Here is a 17,088-nt window from a genome sequence, read left to right on the forward strand (position 1 = left end):
TCACACCCGTTCCCATACCGAACACGGAAGTTAAGCTTCTCAGCGCCGATGGTAGTTGGGGCATGCGCCCCTGTGAGAGTAGGACGTTGCCAGGCTAAGCCCCTTTTGGGGCTATTGTTTTGTCGAAAATTACTATGGCCCCTTGGTCAAGCGGTTAAGACACCGCCCTTTCACGGCGGTAACACGGGTTCGAATCCCGTAGGGGTCACCATATGGAGGATTAGCTCAGCTGGGAGAGCATCTGCCTTACAAGCAGAGGGTCGGCGGTTCGATCCCGTCATCCTCCACCATAATTTTATTTAACATCCTATTTCAAACTACATGCCGGGGTAGCTCAATTGGTAGAGCAACTGACTTGTAATCAGTAGGTTGGGGGTTCAAGTCCTCTCGCCGGCACCATTTTTTTCGAGCCATTAGCTCAGTTGGTAGAGCATCTGACTTTTAATCAGAGGGTCGAAGGTTCGAGTCCTTCATGGCTCACCATTTTCATATTGCGGGTGTGGCGGAATTGGCAGACGCACCAGACTTAGGATCTGGCGCCGCGAGGCGTGGGGGTTCGACTCCCTTCACCCGCACCATTTTTAAATGCGGAAGTAGTTCAGTGGTAGAACACCACCTTGCCAAGGTGGGGGTCGCGGGTTCGAATCCCGTCTTCCGCTCCAATATTGCCGGGGTGGCGGAACTGGCAGACGCACAGGACTTAAAATCCTGCGGTAGGTGACTACCGTACCGGTTCGATTCCGGTCCTCGGCACCATTTTTCAAACGAATGCGCCCGTAGCTCAATTGGATAGAGCGTCTGACTACGGATCAGAAGGTTATGGGTTCGACTCCTTTCGGGCGCGCCATTATTTTACGGGAAGTAGCTCAGCTTGGTAGAGCACTTGGTTTGGGACCAAGGGGTCGCAGGTTCGAATCCTGTCTTCCCGACCAGTCGAAAATTACATTATTAACACGGGGCCTTAGCTCAGCTGGGAGAGCGCCTGCTTTGCACGCAGGAGGTCAGCGGTTCGATCCCGCTAGGCTCCATTTTATTTGGAGGAATACCCAAGTTTGGCTGAAGGGATCGGTCTTGAAAACCGACAGGCGGGTCATACCGCGCGGGGGTTCGAATCCCTCTTCCTCCTCCATATATTATTTATTATTTACTTTCTATTATCGCGGGGTGGAGCAGTCTGGTAGCTCGTCGGGCTCATAACCCGAAGGTCGCAGGTTCAAATCCTGTCCCCGCAATATGGTCCGGTAGTTCAGTTGGTTAGAATGCCTGCCTGTCACGCAGGAGGTCGCGGGTTCGAGTCCCGTCCGGACCGCCATTTTTTTTATCCCGGTAGATTAAATGCCGTTGATAATGGCTCAGTAGCTCAGTCGGTAGAGCAAAGGACTGAAAATCCTTGTGTCGGCGGTTCGATTCCGTCCTGAGCCATCTTTACATGAAATATCCTTTTATGGAGGGGTAGCGAAGTGGCTAAACGCGGCGGACTGTAAATCCGCTCCCTCAGGGTTCGGCGGTTCGAATCCGTCCCCCTCCACCATTATGGCGATTGTGGCGAAGTGGTTAACGCATCGGATTGTGGTTCCGACATTCGTGGGTTCGATTCCCATCAGTCGCCCCATTAATTTTTAATGTGGCAGCATAGCCAAGTGGTAAGGCAGAGGTCTGCAAAACCTTTATCCCCGGTTCAAATCCGGGTGTTGCCTCCAAATTTAAGCACGCGGGTGTAGTTTAGTGGTAAAACCTCAGCCTTCCAAGCTGATGATGTGAGTTCGATTCTCATCACCCGCTCCAATCATTATCTTTGGGCCTATAGCTCAGCTGGTTAGAGCGCACGCCTGATAAGCGTGAGGTCGATGGTTCGAGTCCATTTAGGCCCATTATCATAAAATCATATTTTTATTATTCCGCAGTAGCTCAGTGGTAGAGCTATCGGCTGTTAACCGATCGGTCGTAGGTTCGAGTCCTACCTGCGGAGTCATTTTTTAAAACGTAGTAGTAGAGATCAGAGTATCTCTACTTTTTTTGTCGTCTAGGAAACAATCGATCGATTTAGTTAACTAACATGCAGGTATTTCAAAGTAGTTTGTTGTATTTAAACGTAAAGAATAAATAAAGAAAATTAGTACTCTATGAGGAGGAAAAAATGAACTTGGATTACGATGAAAGTTTTAATATAAAAATTGCTACCAATGAAGATAGTAGTAAAATAATAAAAATGTTAAAACAGATAGCTTTATGGATGAAAGATAATGAAATAAACAAATGGAAGTTTCTATTAGATGGCGGTGAAGATGCAGAAATTGAACAAGCGGTATCTAATCAAGAAACGTATATTGTTTTGAAAGATAACGATATTGTTGCTACATTTACACTTTTATCAAAACAAAGTGAATGGGATAGGCATATTTGGGGAGAAGATATTTCCTCTACATCGTTTTATTTACATAGACTTGCCATTATTCCTCCATATATGAAGAAAGGTATGGGTAGAAGTATTTTGGCTCTGATACAAAACAATATTAGTGATAAAGAGTATCTTCAGTTAGATTGTGTTGCGGATAATATAAAATTAAATAACTTTTATAAGAATAATGAATTTGAACTTGTTGGTTTAACAGATGGACATAGTAAATATCAAAAAAATATGAAAAAGAATTGAAAATTCTCCCCAATACAATTGAAGGATAAATTCCCTTACATTTTCTGTGGTGAAGCCCTGCTTTAAAAAGTCAAAATATATAGAAAATACTTTACGAATTTATTCTAAAAATAAATAGTAGAAATATATGATATATGAAGGAACTATTAAAGGGGGGAAAACGATTGAAAAAGTTTTTAAGCGCAATCCCATTATCATTCCAGCATTTGTTTGCGATGTTTGGTGCAACAATTTTGGTTCCGGCACTAACTGGCCTTGATCCAGGAAGTGCACTTATTGCCAGTGGTTTAGGAACCTTGGTTTTCCATCTTATTACACGCGGAAAGGTTCCCACGTATCTAGGTTCATCTTTCGCCTTTATTGCTCCGCTTGCATTGTATGTGGGGGAGTTACATTCACCGGGTCAAGCCGTTGCAGGTCTTATCAGCGTTTCCATTGTTTATGCCATTGTATCTATGATCATTTCCTTTGTCGGTTTTGAAAAAGTCCGTAAGGTAATTCCTGCAGTTGTCGTCGGACCTGTTGTAAGTATTATCGGTCTTTCGCTGGCAACCACGGCGGTGACCAGCATGGCTTCGACCAATTGGGATGTCGCTATCGTCAGCCTTCTGGCAGCAGTCATCGCAACGCTTGCAGGCACAAAGGTAATCCGGCTCTTTCCGCTCCTCATCGGTCTTGCAGTAGGGTATGCATATGCCGCGGTGCGTGGATTTGTTGATTTTCATACCATTGCAGCTGCACCGACTTTTGCTCTTCCGCATGTTGTCATGCCGGAATTCACCTGGGTCGTAATCCTCGGAATGGCGCCGATAGCCCTGGTTACCATCATCGAAGACCTTGGACATATGTTTGTGCTAAATGAGATTACAGGAAAAGATGTGACAAAGAATCCGGGTTTTTCAAGCATCCTATGGGGGAATGGCATTGCAACATTAATCTCGGGCTTCATCGGCGGACCTGCACAAACAACTTACGCGGAAAACCTCGGGGTTCTAGCCATCACACGCCAGTTTTCCAGTAGGATCATTCAAGGCGCTGCTGTTATTGCGATTCTTCTTGGCTTGTTCGCTAAAGTCGGAGCTGTTATTCAATCCATTCCGGTTGCAGTGATGGGCGGCATCTGTATCCTGTTGTTTGGTATGATTGCTGCAATGGGAATCCGTCACCTCATTGAGGAAAAAGTGAGTCTGGCTAATATGAAAAATTTGGTCATCGTCGCGATTATCTTCATCATCGGAGTTGGATATGCTCATAACGGTATCGCCTACGCTACCATTGCCGGATTGCTCATCTATTGGCTCATACCCGATTTTACTATAAAGAATGAACGTTAAAATGAAAAAGCCATTCCCAACATTTGCAGCGGAATGGCTTTTTCAATGCAGGTTAGCAGGAGATCTGCCCCCTACTATTTAACCAAGAACATTCATTTTTATTGATATTCTTTGTGTGGTGGTAGATGATAGGTCTTTCCCATGACCAATATTTTGCTGCCATAATCGAAAACAAGGTCTTGACTATAGTCGCCTTGGAGATACAGTGTTACTTCCGCATTGTACGAAGTAGCAGTGTAAACTACATGTTCATTTGTCAATTCACGCTTCCAGTTTTCATCAAAACATGCTGATAATACATCACTACATGACGTGTTATCAAAGCTAATCGTTTTAATAATCATCCATCTCCTTTTGGGGATTTTTATCATTCTATAGATGTTACAGAAACCTTCTTTATAGTTAATCCATATTTTTACCTCCCTACCATCTATCCCTGTTGTGGATTTGTACTGTATTTATATGTGTCAAGGGTAGGACATGCTTTAGGTTTGTACCCGTTTTTCAAAAAAATCAGAAAAGCAAATTGAAGATTTCGAGCATGAAGGAAAATACGACATTTAGGAGGGGAATGGGGGTGTGTAGATAGGGTGTATTGAATGGTAAAAAATTTAATGGGACGAGTGGACAGGCTCCTTCTCCCAGTTATTATTTAGAACGACTGTCTCCTCGTACATTCTTGATATACGATAAAACCACTAATGGGTGTCTTAATGTTTATTGAATGAAAGATTACTGCCAGTTAGCGAGACTTATGTGCAAAATTACTTGTGGGATTGGATTGCTGGATTTGTTGAATCACATTTTGTGCCAAGTCCGTCGTAAAAGAATCTTTTGAATTACTCTAATTTGGGTTTCCGTGGGGGCGATTTTTTACGCTTGTTCGGGCTCAGCGATTCCCTCAGAGTGCCCGAACCATGAGTTTTTTCACTTCCATGGGCACTGTGAACCTTTCAGAGTGCCCGAACCATGAGTTTTTTCACTTCCATGGGCACTGTGAACCTTTCAGAGTGTCCGTACCATGAGTTTTTTTGCTTCCATGGGCACTGTGAACCTTTTAGAGTGCCTTAACCATGAGTTTTTTTGCTTCCATGGGCACTGTGAACCTTTTAGAGTACCCGTACCATGAGTTTTTTCGCATCCATGGGCACTGTGAACCTTTCAGAGTGCCCGAACCATGCGTTTTTTTCGCTTCACGGGCACTGTGAAGAGGTCTACGTAGGTCTTTCCGCTGAAAATATGTCAAAAAGTCGAAGTAGAATCCATTTACGTCGTCCTTCCTCCGCTTACGACATAATTTAACTCACTTATTACCTATTTTTTAAAACTTACGACATTTCCTGGCTATTATTTGGAAAGCAATTTTTTCATGGATTGGGACGAGGAAAGGCTTATATATCAAGGATTCCTACTGTTTTAATTAAACGTTTGTTTGATAGGGAAAATAGAAGAAGATGGTCGTGGACATGATGTGACAGATGATTTGGAGTGAGGTTGCGCATTGCCATCTCAAAATATTGGACGCACAAACTCTCATTACCCGTCTTTGTTTCTTGTATAATAATGTTTAGGTAAAAAAGAGGAAAGAAGGGGAGTGAAGAATTGAAACCGAAAAGAATTACACTTATCATTCCAATCATGATTATCGTTATGGCTGTAGCACTTTGGATGCTTAATAAGGACTTTTCAGAAATACAATTAGGAATTAGACTAATCATTGCACTAGGAGCTGCACTATTTTCAGGAGCAATCTCCTATTTTCTTTTTCCAAATAATGAAGGAAGGAAACGGTCTTGATTGCATGGAGGTAGTTTCCCTAAGTGTAAGGCTAGTAACAGCAAGATATTTTGAATTGCCCGCTATCTTTAAATAATTCAAAGATAGCGGGCAATTCTTTTTTTTATCGGTTCTTTATAATTTATACTAACGGTTTTTTTGATACGGTTCACCTCAACGGTTTAAAGATACTAAAAAAGTACTTTAACCGTTTTTTTCAATTAAAGCCAATGAAATTTATAAAAACGCCCTTTCAATATACCAGACCACTCCAAAAAGGGTAATTGTGGTCGAAATGGCAGGGATTGTCCATTTGACTCTGCGAATATATTGAATAACCGGATATATGAATAACACGATCAATACTTGACCGATTTCAATACCCAAATTAAACGTCAATAGAGAAGAAGCAAACTGCCCTCTGTCCATCCTCATTTCTGATAATATATCGGCGAACCCGAATCCATGAATCAACCCGAATCCGAATGCTAACCATACATTGTGTTTCGTGTTCCGTTTTAAAAGGTTGTTAAGGGCAACATAAACGATACTCAGCGCAATGGCAGACTCAATGAACCTTCCAGGCAGCGTTACGATATGCAAACCGGCTAGAATTAAAGTCACCGTATGGGCTGCAGCAAATGCTGTAACAACCTTAAGAATCTGTTTGATTGAGGTAGCTCCTATTAGTAGAGCAGTCAAAAACAAAATATGGTCATAACCGGTAATCAGATGTTCCATTCCGAGCAATAAAAATTGCTTTATGGTATGAAAATAACTCAATTCGCCCAGGTGGGTTTCCCGCGAATCATAGGTCAACACTGAATTTTGTTTCTTTCCGTTAAGGTCTAGCGTGACATAATTCGTGTGCCATTGGTCTAAATCATCAAAAAACAGGTTATAGGATAATATGAATTGCTCAGGTTTTTGTTTTATCGGATACTCCAGTACTGCTTCAACGTAAGGCGTTTTGTTCACTTTCGTTGCTTGAAGCCGGGTTAGAGTTCCATCTAACGGTAAACCGTCGGCATGGAGTTTGATATTGGAGAGTAGATAGGATTCCACATCTGTTTTTGAATCCTCCAGAAATCGGTTAATGACTTCCGGTGAATGATTGCTGATTTCGGGATCATTCGGGGTGATTACGATCCTCAATTGGTCCATATTCATTCGCAATACATATGTAATAGTGCCATTTTTTTCTGTGATGTCGGAATAAGCTTCACTGTCGTCGGCATGGGCAAACGTAACAGGGACAGTGAAGCCGAATATCGCAAATAATGCAACGATCATCATGACCCATTTTTTATTCATCTTGTTTTTCCTCCAGATTTCAACTTTTTCAGATGAAAGAAATCATTTACATAAATATCCCACTGACCATAAAAGCCAGCGGGATGAAAACTTTGCGATTGTCCAGCTCCAGCGACTAGGGGCTCGAGGTCACAGGCTTGTCTTGTGTCGTGTCTACTTCGTGGGCATTAAGGAAGACTAATCTCTGTCTTCATACGCTTGCCAGTCGCTAAGTCTTCCTATATCGCCCCTAACCAAGGCGCTTACGCTTTTTCTTATTGTGCAGACCAGTATAAAATGAGTTCTTGTGCATTATCTGCAAGAACATCCTTGGCAGACTGGGTTATATTTTTCTGCATGGCTTTGTTATTCAAATGTTCTAGGAAATCCTGCATGAATTTCACTGCTTGTTTCTTGGAGCCTTTATTTAAATGGTGTTCCGCTTGTTTCAAGGTGTTTGTCAATTGATTGAAGAGTGGTGTGTTCAAATCCCCATTTGAGCTATACTCTTCTACTAATCCCTGCAGCATTGGCAGACTGGTTTTTACCATCGACCAAGTATCTACTTTTTCCATCGTGTCCGTTCTATAGGTATCAACCGAAACACTATGTTTGTCTACATTGACTGTAGAGAAGGTTGGAACTTTAAGCTGGCTTCTAACCTCGGAATATACCTCCGGAGTCGGCTTTAATTCGTAATATTTACTTCCACTTGCTGAGTTTGCTGTGATATACATCGATCCTGTTGGATTAACGACCCTTCCTTTGCTGTCAATCAGCTGATTTCTTTGAGGGATATCCCCTTTCATGACATAGGTTCTTACATAGGAGTGGTCATGACCCATAAAGATGACGTCAACATTCAGCTCATCAAATGTTGGAAAAAGAGCAGCTCTTAAGTTTGTAATTAAAGCCTCCGTAGAGTGAGGTCCAGCTCCATAAATGTCGTGGTGGAACGTGACAAATTTAAATTTAGCATTTGGAACTTTAGCAGCCGTTTCTTTCATGAATTGTACGTGTCCGGCACCGTCCGTATTATTCGTGTTCAAGACCATGAATAAAGCATCGCCGTAGGTATAATAATAGTCACCGCTTGCACTTGTTACGCCGTATTTCGTAGATTCATTAGGCTGATTGAAATGATATTTGTAATTCACACTCGTATCGTGATTTCCGACAGCCGATGCTACAGGCAAGCTTCTGAGTACATCTGGGCTCATGAAAGCGTCATAATGCGCTTCGTTTGTTGCCGTTTCAACCTGATCGCCTGCTGACATAATATAGCTTAGGTTAGGGAACTTAACCATCGCTTTATTCAGCGTATCTTTCCAGCCAGCCTCGTCTTTAGGCACGCTGCCTGATGCCCCTATTTGGGGATCGCCTACAAACATGATACTGAATTGATCTGTCCGTTGAGTTGCGTAGTTGTAGACAGGGCTCCAGTTCTCACTTTTGCCGTCTCCTACCCGGTATACATATTGAGTGGAAGGTTCCAGGTCGGTAATCGTAACTTTGTTGGAATAATAAGCTGTTGTTCCGACTTTTGCTGCTGGAGACGCCGCTCCTGTAAATGTTATCGCTTTATCAACTGGGAATGCATTGCCTGTCATATCTGACTTTTTCGCAATCTGGACGATGCTCTTTTCTGGATTCACAGTGGAATACCACGTGAAACGCAGTTCACTCTCATCACTGCCGGGATTGAGTGCGATGTCTTTAGAAAAGTATGTAAGTTCTTCTGCTTTGGCAATGCTCATTGGATTTAAATTGCTTTTACCTGTAAAACTTGTTGTTAATAACGGTAATGCTAGGAGTACCGACGAAGCTGCTAGAGTAATTTTTGTAGACTTTTTCAATTTTAAAACATTAAACATGCGAACTATTCCTCCTAAAATATTATTCTCTCACCCGCGAGTTTGGTTCTTTGAGAGTACAGCTATATCTTAAGAGATTTTTGTTAATGGAATATATGGCTTCGATTAACTTTTTGTAAATTCTTATTTTTACGAAAAGTAGAAACTTTGTTAACAATACATTTACATTCATCTGGTATGTTGTAGGAGAATAGAATATTTTTAAAATGGCATGGAGGTTTCATATGTTCACATCTAAGAAAGTAAGAACAGCTCTTTTCACAGTTGTACTATTGCTTATCACAATATCGATGTATTTTTTTTATCAGAGTCCTGAAAAGGCATATAATGAGCACGGCGGCACTTCTTATGCAAGTTATGAAAAGGCAAAAGTATTACGGGTCGTCAGCGAAGAATTAGCAAATGACCCGGAAAACGGTGGATTGTATCACGGGACTCAGCAGCTGGAGGTTAAAATTCTTTCCGGGGAACATAAAGGGGAGGTCCACACCATAACCAACTATTTGAGTCCTTACATAAACGTTCTTACAAAAAAAGGGCAGACCATTGTGGTGAATGTTGACTCTGCCGATCACAAAAATTATTTCGTAACGGTATACAGTCATTATCGAGCTCCCCTCATGGGTTCTATGATTCTATTATTTTTCGGGATTCTGTGGGCGGTCGGCGGGAAAAAAGGATTGAAGTCGGTGGCTGGTATTGTCTTTACCTTTGCTAGTATATTTTATTTATTTATTCCGATGCTGTATAGAGGATATTCGCCAATTTTTGCTACTGTGGTGGTCGGAGTCCTGACTACTTGTATCACCTTGCTTTTATTAAACGGTTGGAGTTCAAAATCTTTAGCGGCCATCCTAGGTACAACAGCCGGGGTCGTCATAACCGGAGCTATTGCCTACATTTTCGGTGAATTGTTGCAAATTTCTGGGTTTAATACGAAAGAAGTTGAAGTTTTGATTATTGTTTCCCAGCAAACCGGCATGCAGCTTAAAGGGATCTTGTTCGCGGGGATTATGCTTGCTTCTCTTGGTGCCATCATTGATGTAGGCATTTCCATTGCCTCTTCCGTTTATGAAGTTTATATGGCAAATCCAAAACTTAGCAAGAAGGAACTATTTTTATCTGGCATCAATGTTGGTCGGGATATGATGGGAACGATGGCAAATACCCTGCTTCTTGCCTTTACCGGTACTACACTCTCTTCGTTGATGATTCTGTATTCAATGAAAGTGCCTTTTACCCAATTGACTAACATGAATATGGTGACTATCGAAGTGATTCAAGCGATAACCGGATGCATTGGAGTCGTCTTGACCGTACCAATTGTAGCTTTCATTTCATCCAGAATGATGCCAAGTTTTGAAAGAGTAGTAAACGACAATATTGAGACTGACAAGAACGTAAAAGAAGTGAAGATGAGTGTATGATTGAACATGCGAGCAGATGATACCAAATAAGGCTTCTACACTGTATTCTTCAAAATAATTAAACATTCTTATTTGATTAAAAACAGCGGCAATACTCTTATTGCTTCTGTTTTTATTTCTTTTTTTAATGAACAACTAATTTTAGGGTCAGACCCCCACTCAACTCAGAACCGCAGAAAGAAAACTACGCAAATTTGTTGAAGGATCATTCGCTTTAACTGCTTCAGATCGTGCCTATATCAAGTGAACTAATTAAGGATTGTTAAAGAATAGTAGGAGGTTATCTCATCCACGAACCAAATATAATTTCCTCATCATTGGAATTATACTTCTCATTGAGAGCATCGTGAAAATGTACGCAAAATTTATGGTCTAAAATTCCATAAAAATAGGAAATGGATTTCTGATTTTGCTTTTGAACTTCGGATAAAAAAGCGGTTTTGAAAATGTATTTAAGAATGGATTGTGAAGAAATTAAATTTTCTAAATAGTATTGACAATTAATCTTTCTCACATATATAATGTGTTTGTATTTGTATACAATAGAAGAGAGGGGTAGAAATAACCTAATGAAGATTATTTCTGAAATTCAAAGACCAGATCCACAAGTTATCAAAGAATTGGAAGCGGTTTCTCCGAGTGATTATGGACACAGTCTCAATTTTCAATTAATCAGTACAAGAAAAATTAAGCCCTTATTTCCAATTGACAATACCTTTGCAGGTCCTGCAGTCACCGTAAGGATTCCTCCCAATGATGGTTTATTAGTCAATAAGGCACTAGATTTTGTGAAACCTGGCGATGTGGTTGTTATTGATATGAACGAAGAAGAACGTTTTGCTTGTTGGGGAGAAATCACAACTAAACTGGCTATGGAAAAAGGTGCGATTGCTTGTATCATTAACGGACCGGTTACAGATACCAGGATGATTATTGATCTCCAATTTAAGGTTTTTTCTTACGCTGTTTCCCCTTTAACGACCAAAGTTTACAGTCTTGATGGCGATGTAAATGTGCCAGTATCCATTTCCGGTTGTGTTATTAACCCCGGCGATATTATTGTCGGAAGCAACGATGGCTTGTTAGTGGTCCCAAAAGAGGATGCATTAACCTATCTTGAAATTGGTAAAAAGGAACAGGAAGCCGATGAAAAACGCCGCCAAGATTTAGAACAGTTAGGTGCTGAGAATTACCTTCGACGCTTCGACCCATTATGGGATCAGCTGGTAGAAAAGAGCAAGAACGACAAATGATATGAATGACTAATAAAATGATTACCTATTTTTTGGCTGCTTTTCTACATTTATTTTAAAAAAGGAGAGGGTACGGTGGGAAGAATGGAAGCTGAAAAACAAATAGAAATGGTACAGGTAAAGGAAAAGAAAATCGGGTTACGTTGGGGACTTGCCTTTCTATTTTTTATCATTGGTTTCATCGCTTACATGGACCGATCAAATATTTCTATCGTTGCTGTACCAATGATGGAAGATTTAGGTTTGAATAAAGTGCAATTTGGACTGCTCTCTTCACTTTTTTACTTAGGGTATTGTTTTGCGCAAATTCCTGGCGGTATGCTGGCTGAAAGGTTTGGAGCAAGGAAGATCGTGACCATCGCAGTTGCATGGTGGTCTATCTTTACTGCTTTAACCGCTGCAAGTGCCAATTATGTGGTCATGTGTATCATAAGATTTTTATTTGGAGCTGGTGAGGGTCCGATGTATCCGGGGAACGCTGTTTTCAACTCTCACTGGTTTCAAAAGCATGAAAAAGGACGTGCGTCGAGTGCTTTGTTAGCTGGTTCCTTCTTGGGTCCGGTTATTGCACCAGGGATTTCAGTAGCCATTTTGGCAGCGTTTGGTTGGCAAGGGGTATTTTATGCTTTTGGTCTTTTGGGCATCGTGGTTGCAATGGCTTGGTATTTCTTCGGACGAGATAAGCCAGAACAGCATCCGTGGATTTCTGAAACAGAAAAAAGGCTAATTATTGAAAATCGCAGTTTTTCCGGTCTTCAAAAAAAATCAGCCCCTTGGAAGCAGTATTTGAAAAACTACCGATTTTGGTTGGTAGGGATTCAATATCTAGTTGTAATCTACATGAACACATTCTTTTTAACATGGCTGCCTACTTATTTGATGGAGGCAAGGAACTTTTCTCTAAAAGAAATGGGATTTGCTGCAAGTTTCCCTTGGTTGGCTATCTGTCTCTCTGTTCTAATCGGAGGTGCTGTTTCAGATAAAATCCTTCAAAAAACAAACTCGCGGATCATCGCTCGTGGGGGTATGGCCATATTCGGTTTTGTCGTTTTCATGGTAGGCTTGTATCTCTCTGCTTACTCTGTTAGTCCTACATCAAACGTTGTTTGGTTGACAATAACGCTTGGTGCACTAGGGTTACCTATTGTTGCTTCTTGGGCGATTGCGAACGATTTAGGTCAAGAATTCTCAGGTTCCGTCAGTGGCTGGATGAATACGTGGGGAGCCATTGGAGGGATCACATCTCCAATTATCTGCGGTTGGTTTGCACAAGAAATGGGTTGGAACACCACTCTATTAATCAACATTATCCCTGTCATTATTGCAGCTTTGATATGGTTCTTTATTAAGCCTGATCGTCCTTTAGTTCCAGTGGAAAATAAATAGGAAATGATGAATGAGTGTAAAACTAAAAAAGGTGAGATCACATGGAAAATTTGATCAATAAAAGAGTTACGACTATTCAGGTTCCTAGTATTAGGAAATTTTCCAATATGGTTGCTGATTATCCTGATGCGATTAATCTTACCCTTGGTCAGCCTGATTTTCGTACTCCCGAGCATATAAAAGAGGCTGGTATTTCAGCCATAAGACAGAATCAAACGGCCTATACGCATAATGCGGGGTTACTTAGCCTTAGACAAGCGGCTAGTGACTTTGTGAATCTTAAATACGGTTTATCTTATGATGCCGAAAAGGAGATCATTGTCACCAACGGAGCGACAGAAGCCATTGATACAGCATTTCGCACGATTTTGCGTGAGGGAGACGAAGTCCTTCTCCCAGCTCCTATTTATCCAGGGTACGAACCGCTTATCAGATTGTGTGGGGCAGTTCCCGTATATATTGATGTGACTCAAAATCAATTCAAGGTCAATGCCGAATTAATTGAAAGTAAAATAACCCAAAAAACTCGCTGCCTTGTCCTTTGCTCTCCATCTAATCCGTTAGGAAGCGTGTTAGATCTAGAAGAGATGATTGAAATTGCAAGACTTCTGAGGGAAAAGAATATTTTCGTAGTTTCGGATGAAATATATAGTGAACTGACTTTTGATAAAAAACATTATTCGATTGCCTCTTTTCCAGGAATGAGGGAAAAAACGATCGTTATTAATGGTCTTGCTAAGTCACATTCTATGACAGGGTGGAGAATTGGATTTACCTTTGCGCCGGCCTATTTATCTGAAGAGATGTTGAAGGTGCATCTTTATAATTCAGTCTGTGCTAGCACGGTAAGCCAGCATGCAGCCGTTGAGGCTCTCACACATGGAATCAATGATGCGCATCAAATGGTCGTCGAATATAGGAAAAGAAGAGATTATGTTTGCGAACGATTAACGAATATGGGATTTGAAGTTGTGAAACCAGAGGGTGCCTTTTATGTTTTCCCTTCGATAAAAAGTACCAACATGAATTCATTCGATTTTGCGATGAACCTTTTACAAGAAGCAAGAGTGGCGGTGGTGCCTGGCACTGGGTTTTCTGAATATGGAGAAGGTTTCATACGGATTTCATATGCTGCTTCCATGGAAATGCTCAAAACAGCTTTAGATCGAATCGAACTTTTTATGGATTCCATTAAGAACAAAAGGGCAGTGGGGAAACCTTAATAAGATGGTGACCCCAACTAGAAAGGATCTTGTTACAGTTTCACTCTAATTGTTCAATAAATTTAATGGGAATTTATTTTGTAGATATTTACAATCTTAACATCATGTTATAATCAAAGTATATTGTCCTTCTAGTACAATATACTTTGATTATACGTTTAAGTAACTTTTAAATTGGACTAAAGGTAAAGGAAGATTATTATGCGAAAATTGAAATCTGCTGGTTCGTTATCTGATCAAGCGTATGATGTGATAAAAAATGCCATTATCAATAATGATATAAAACCATTGGAATATTTAACGGAAGAGCATTTAGCCGAAATGCTGGGAATCAGCCGAACTCCGATCCGAACCGCCCTAAAAAAGCTAGTCTATGAAGGTCTGGCTGAAATGGAATCATCCAAACAAACAAGAGTTCGAATGATCTCTGTAGAAGAAGCACGAGAGTACCAGGTTTTAAGAGAAACGTTGGAACCCCTAGCAGCTAAACTTGCCTGCTTAAGCATGGACGAAGAGCAATTAGCATTTTTAAAAGATATTTGTAATCAACAGCGTGAAAGTATCGTTGAACAAGATTTTTGCCAATTTATTAATTTGGACACCCAATTTCATAGCTATCTCGCGGAGTTTACCAATAACCATAAATTAAATGAATTTATTAATTCTCTTCGCACCCAGATGCAAAGGTATCTCATTCTAACGAATACGCTACAAGATAGTGCGTCAGAAGCTCTTCAAGAACATCTTCAGATCATTGATGCTCTTGAAAGGAAAGACCCTGAAGAAGCAACTGAATGCATGGCCAATCATGTGAAAAATGTATCCAAAAGATTTGGACTTACACTTTTAAAATAAAAAACCGTATGGGGTTATGCGCTCTAGTAGGATGACCTGCTGCTGGGGCTTCTTTAACTTATATTTACTCATATATATTTTTTTAAAAACAATTGTATACAAATACAAGCACAATTTTTATTTGAAAGGGGATGACGTAAGCAAATGATGGTAAAAGAAAGTAAATGGCAAACAAAAAATCAATTATTGGACTCACTCTGTGAACTTGTTGAAATTCCAAGTGTGACACATAGTATCGGCGAAATCAAAGTGGCGGAATACGTTGAAAATAAACTTCGTGAGCTTCCTTACTTTCAAACGAATAAAGAGTATTTAACTCTTCATACAACAGAGGACGACCGTAAATTTGTTACGGCTCTCGTAAAAAAAGGGACGAATGAAAAAAGAACCGTGATTCTTGTCAGTCATTTTGATGTAGTGGGAGTAGAGGACTATGGTGATTGGCAGGAATATGCTTTTCATCCGAAAAAATTAACAGAGTTATTTTATGAAAACAAGAATCATATGCCTAAAGATGTTCAAAAGGACTTAGAAAATGGAAATTGGTTGTTCGGCAGGGGAACGATGGATATGAAGTGTGGTTTAGCTCTGCATATGTCGCTCATCGAAGAGGCATGTTCCGGATCATTTGATGGGAATTTATTGCTTTTAACGGTTTGTGATGAAGAAGTGAATTCTGTGGGGATGCGTAATGCGGCACTGATCCTATTGGAAATGGCGAAGCAGCATAAGCTTGAATACAACGCGTGTTTAAACTCAGAGCCAATGTTTGCCCGCTATCCAGGAGATGAGAATCAATATATTTATTCCGGTTCAATTGGTAAGATTTTACCTGGGTTTCTCTGCTACGGAAAGGAAACACATGTGGGTGAGCCTTTCTCAGGATTAAACGGGAATTTTATGGCGTCGTTACTAACGAATGAGTTAGAGTTGAACACTGAATTTTGTGAAGTGGTTGAAGGTGAGGTCACTCCTCCTCCAACAACTCTGATCCAGAAAGACTTAAAAAAAGAATACAATGTGCAAATACCACATCGAGCGATTACCATGTTTAATATGTTTATTATGGAACGATCAATGAATGAAGTCGTTGACCACCTAAGGAAAAGTGCTGAAAAAGTTGCCCGAAAGATCGAACAAGGCTATGAAAAAAGAGCAGCCCATTTTTCGAAACTAGAAAATTCTACACCACATGAAGTTTCTGTAAAGGTTTATCATTTTGATGAATTATTACGTTATGCAATCGAAACCTATGGAAAAGAAAAAGTCGATACTATTCAAACGAATGTAATGAGCAGCAGAGGGCTGAAGGACGATCGCGACTTGACCATTCACCTGGTTGATGAGCTTTCTATCCTTTGTAAAGAGTTATCACCAATGATTGTCCTTTTCTTTGCTCCGCCTTATTACCCGGCGGTAAACTCTCGAAACCACCCGCGTATTAGTCGTGTAGTGGATCATATCATTGGGTATGCCAAAAACCAGTATAATATCGAGCTTAAAAAACAAAATTATTTTGCTGGTTTATCGGACTTAAGCTATGTATCTTTAGATAAACCTGCTTCAAGCCTTGGAGACCTCACCGCTAACATGCCTCTTTGGGATAAGGGATATAGTGTTCCTTTAGATGTATTAGAGAGTCTAAATATTCCTGTACTCAACCTAGGCCCTGTTGGAAAGGATGCTCATAAATGGACCGAACGATTAGATGTTGACAATGCTTTCGGAGCTTTAAGAGATATGCTTTCTATTACAGTGAATCTATTATTAGCTGGGGACAATAATTAAAATATTTTTGAAGATACCCTTCATTTAATAATGTCCTCATCGTTAAATAAAAGGCAGCTTTGTAAAGAAGAATTAAGTTTTAAGTTTTCCGTCTCCAATCCAGATTATAAAGTTAAAAAAGGGCCAGGCCCCCACTACGTTAAGCATTTTGGTAGTGGGGGCCTGACCCTTTTTCAATGGAATGGGACTAACTAAATTAATACCATGAGAACCGTCCCTGTGGAGT

Annotated in this window: 12 protein-coding genes, 20 tRNA genes and 1 rRNA gene; 30 read left to right on the forward strand and 3 right to left on the reverse strand. The window is 40.5% G+C overall.

The genetic code is table 11. From position 1 onward, the window contains the following. The 23 genes from rrf to ACFVSW_RS18385 form a co-directional block, all read left to right on the forward strand. Positions 1–95: ribosomal RNA gene (gene rrf, locus ACFVSW_RS18275) — 5S ribosomal RNA — on the forward strand; the annotation flags it as partial. Between the two features lie 41 nt (positions 96–136). Continuing rightward, positions 137–211, forward strand: a tRNA-Glu gene (locus ACFVSW_RS18280). 3 nt (positions 212–214) lie between these two features. Beyond that, a tRNA-Val gene (locus ACFVSW_RS18285) sits at positions 215–290 on the forward strand. Positions 291–323: 33 nt separating this feature from the next. Continuing rightward, positions 324–399, forward strand: a tRNA-Thr gene (locus tag ACFVSW_RS18290). Positions 400–407: 8 nt separating this feature from the next. Further along, positions 408–483: transfer RNA gene (locus ACFVSW_RS18295), tRNA-Lys, on the forward strand. 10 nt (positions 484–493) lie between these two features. Continuing rightward, positions 494–578 (forward strand) — tRNA-Leu (locus ACFVSW_RS18300). Positions 579–587: 9 nt separating this feature from the next. Next, positions 588–662 (forward strand) — tRNA-Gly (locus ACFVSW_RS18305). A 5-nt stretch (positions 663–667) separates the two neighbouring features. Then, positions 668–756, forward strand: a tRNA-Leu gene (locus ACFVSW_RS18310). Between the two features lie 14 nt (positions 757–770). Continuing rightward, positions 771–847 (forward strand) — tRNA-Arg (locus ACFVSW_RS18315). Positions 848–855: 8 nt separating this feature from the next. Beyond that, a tRNA-Pro gene (locus tag ACFVSW_RS18320) sits at positions 856–932 on the forward strand. A gap of 23 nt (positions 933–955) precedes the next feature. Beyond that, positions 956–1,028 (forward strand) — tRNA-Ala (locus ACFVSW_RS18325). An 8-nt stretch (positions 1,029–1,036) separates the two neighbouring features. After that, a tRNA-Ser gene (locus tag ACFVSW_RS18330) sits at positions 1,037–1,129 on the forward strand. Positions 1,130–1,158: 29 nt separating this feature from the next. Beyond that, positions 1,159–1,232: transfer RNA gene (locus ACFVSW_RS18335), tRNA-Met, on the forward strand. A gap of 3 nt (positions 1,233–1,235) precedes the next feature. Then, a tRNA-Asp gene (locus ACFVSW_RS18340) sits at positions 1,236–1,312 on the forward strand. 37 nt (positions 1,313–1,349) lie between these two features. Then, positions 1,350–1,422 (forward strand) — tRNA-Phe (locus ACFVSW_RS18345). A gap of 24 nt (positions 1,423–1,446) precedes the next feature. Then, a tRNA-Tyr gene (locus tag ACFVSW_RS18350) sits at positions 1,447–1,531 on the forward strand. A gap of 5 nt (positions 1,532–1,536) precedes the next feature. Next, positions 1,537–1,612: transfer RNA gene (locus ACFVSW_RS18355), tRNA-His, on the forward strand. A 14-nt stretch (positions 1,613–1,626) separates the two neighbouring features. Then, positions 1,627–1,700, forward strand: a tRNA-Cys gene (locus ACFVSW_RS18360). A gap of 11 nt (positions 1,701–1,711) precedes the next feature. Next, positions 1,712–1,785 (forward strand) — tRNA-Gly (locus ACFVSW_RS18365). A gap of 12 nt (positions 1,786–1,797) precedes the next feature. Further along, positions 1,798–1,871 (forward strand) — tRNA-Ile (locus ACFVSW_RS18370). A gap of 26 nt (positions 1,872–1,897) precedes the next feature. Beyond that, positions 1,898–1,969, forward strand: a tRNA-Asn gene (locus ACFVSW_RS18375). A gap of 168 nt (positions 1,970–2,137) precedes the next feature. Continuing rightward, positions 2,138–2,653, forward strand: coding sequence for a GNAT family N-acetyltransferase (locus ACFVSW_RS18380; protein WP_387318080.1), 516 nt, complete (start codon positions 2,138–2,140; stop codon positions 2,651–2,653). 164 nt (positions 2,654–2,817) lie between these two features. Continuing rightward, positions 2,818–3,987 carry a uracil-xanthine permease family protein gene (locus tag ACFVSW_RS18385; RefSeq protein ID WP_387318081.1) on the forward strand — a complete coding sequence of 390 codons (1,170 nt, stop codon included), beginning with the start codon at positions 2,818–2,820 and terminating at the stop codon, positions 3,985–3,987. 98 nt (positions 3,988–4,085) lie between these two features. Here the strand turns inward: ACFVSW_RS18385 and ACFVSW_RS18390 are convergent, their stop codons facing one another. Beyond that, positions 4,086–4,247, reverse strand: coding sequence for a hypothetical protein (locus tag ACFVSW_RS18390; RefSeq protein ID WP_387318082.1), 162 nt, complete (start codon positions 4,245–4,247; stop codon positions 4,086–4,088). A 1,342-nt stretch (positions 4,248–5,589) separates the two neighbouring features. On the opposite strand from ACFVSW_RS18390, the gene ACFVSW_RS18395 reads away from it, so the two are divergent. After that, positions 5,590–5,784: a histidine kinase gene (locus ACFVSW_RS18395; RefSeq protein WP_387318083.1), complete on the forward strand. Its 195-nt coding sequence runs from the start codon at positions 5,590–5,592 to the stop codon at positions 5,782–5,784. Between the two features lie 216 nt (positions 5,785–6,000). On the opposite strand, the gene ACFVSW_RS18400 is transcribed toward ACFVSW_RS18395, so the two are convergent. Next, positions 6,001–7,077, reverse strand: a complete 1,077-nt coding sequence (locus tag ACFVSW_RS18400) for a HupE/UreJ family protein (protein WP_387318084.1) — start codon at positions 7,075–7,077, stop codon at positions 6,001–6,003. Positions 7,078–7,331: 254 nt separating this feature from the next. After that, the gene (locus ACFVSW_RS18405; RefSeq protein WP_387318085.1) at positions 7,332–8,930 is read right to left on the reverse strand and encodes a purple acid phosphatase family protein; all 1,599 of its coding nucleotides are present in this window, start codon (positions 8,928–8,930) and stop codon (positions 7,332–7,334) included. A gap of 224 nt (positions 8,931–9,154) precedes the next feature. Between ACFVSW_RS18405 and ACFVSW_RS18410 the strand changes: the two genes are divergently transcribed. The 6 genes from ACFVSW_RS18410 (at position 9,155) to ACFVSW_RS18435 (ending at position 16,862) form a co-directional block, all read left to right on the forward strand. Then, entirely contained in the window at positions 9,155–10,357 is a 1,203-nt protein-coding gene (locus ACFVSW_RS18410; RefSeq protein ID WP_387318086.1) for a YibE/F family protein, read from the forward strand. Between the two features lie 569 nt (positions 10,358–10,926). Beyond that, positions 10,927–11,610 carry an RraA family protein gene (locus ACFVSW_RS18415; protein ID WP_387318087.1) on the forward strand — a complete coding sequence of 228 codons (684 nt, stop codon included), beginning with the start codon at positions 10,927–10,929 and terminating at the stop codon, positions 11,608–11,610. 84 nt (positions 11,611–11,694) lie between these two features. Beyond that, complete coding sequence (locus ACFVSW_RS18420) at positions 11,695–12,996, forward strand: MFS transporter (RefSeq protein ID WP_387318216.1); 1,302 nt, start codon at positions 11,695–11,697, stop codon at positions 12,994–12,996. A 41-nt stretch (positions 12,997–13,037) separates the two neighbouring features. Beyond that, the gene (locus tag ACFVSW_RS18425) at positions 13,038–14,219 is read left to right on the forward strand and encodes an aminotransferase A (RefSeq protein ID WP_387318088.1); all 1,182 of its coding nucleotides are present in this window, start codon (positions 13,038–13,040) and stop codon (positions 14,217–14,219) included. A gap of 201 nt (positions 14,220–14,420) precedes the next feature. Continuing rightward, the gene (locus tag ACFVSW_RS18430) at positions 14,421–15,074 is read left to right on the forward strand and encodes a GntR family transcriptional regulator (protein WP_387318089.1); all 654 of its coding nucleotides are present in this window, start codon (positions 14,421–14,423) and stop codon (positions 15,072–15,074) included. 144 nt (positions 15,075–15,218) lie between these two features. Then, positions 15,219–16,862 (forward strand): M20/M25/M40 family metallo-hydrolase, encoded by a 1,644-nt coding sequence (locus ACFVSW_RS18435; RefSeq protein ID WP_387318090.1) that lies wholly within the window; start codon positions 15,219–15,221, stop codon positions 16,860–16,862. The last annotated feature ends 226 nt before the right edge of the window (positions 16,863–17,088 follow it).

The sequence above is a fragment of the Neobacillus sp. NPDC058068 genome (assembly GCF_042885335.1).
Classification (GTDB): Bacteria; Bacillota; Bacilli; order Bacillales; family Cytobacillaceae; genus Neobacillus.

Bases quoted from the DNA above. Each gene is read 5' to 3' on its own strand.
- ACFVSW_RS18380 (WP_387318080.1), top strand. From the start codon at position 2,138: ATGAACTTGGATTACGATGAAAGTTTTAATATAAAAATTGCTACCAAT.
- ACFVSW_RS18400 (WP_387318084.1), bottom strand. From the start codon at position 7,077: ATGAATAAAAAATGGGTCATGATGATCGTTGCATTATTTGCGATATTC.
- ACFVSW_RS18405 (WP_387318085.1), bottom strand. From the start codon at position 8,930: ATGTTTAATGTTTTAAAATTGAAAAAGTCTACAAAAATTACTCTAGCA.
- ACFVSW_RS18410 (WP_387318086.1), top strand. From the start codon at position 9,155: ATGTTCACATCTAAGAAAGTAAGAACAGCTCTTTTCACAGTTGTACTA.
- ACFVSW_RS18415 (WP_387318087.1), top strand. From the start codon at position 10,927: ATGAAGATTATTTCTGAAATTCAAAGACCAGATCCACAAGTTATCAAA.
- ACFVSW_RS18420 (WP_387318216.1), top strand. From the start codon at position 11,695: ATGGAAGCTGAAAAACAAATAGAAATGGTACAGGTAAAGGAAAAGAAA.
- ACFVSW_RS18425 (WP_387318088.1), top strand. From the start codon at position 13,038: ATGGAAAATTTGATCAATAAAAGAGTTACGACTATTCAGGTTCCTAGT.
- ACFVSW_RS18430 (WP_387318089.1), top strand. From the start codon at position 14,421: ATGCGAAAATTGAAATCTGCTGGTTCGTTATCTGATCAAGCGTATGAT.
- ACFVSW_RS18435 (WP_387318090.1), top strand. From the start codon at position 15,219: ATGATGGTAAAAGAAAGTAAATGGCAAACAAAAAATCAATTATTGGAC.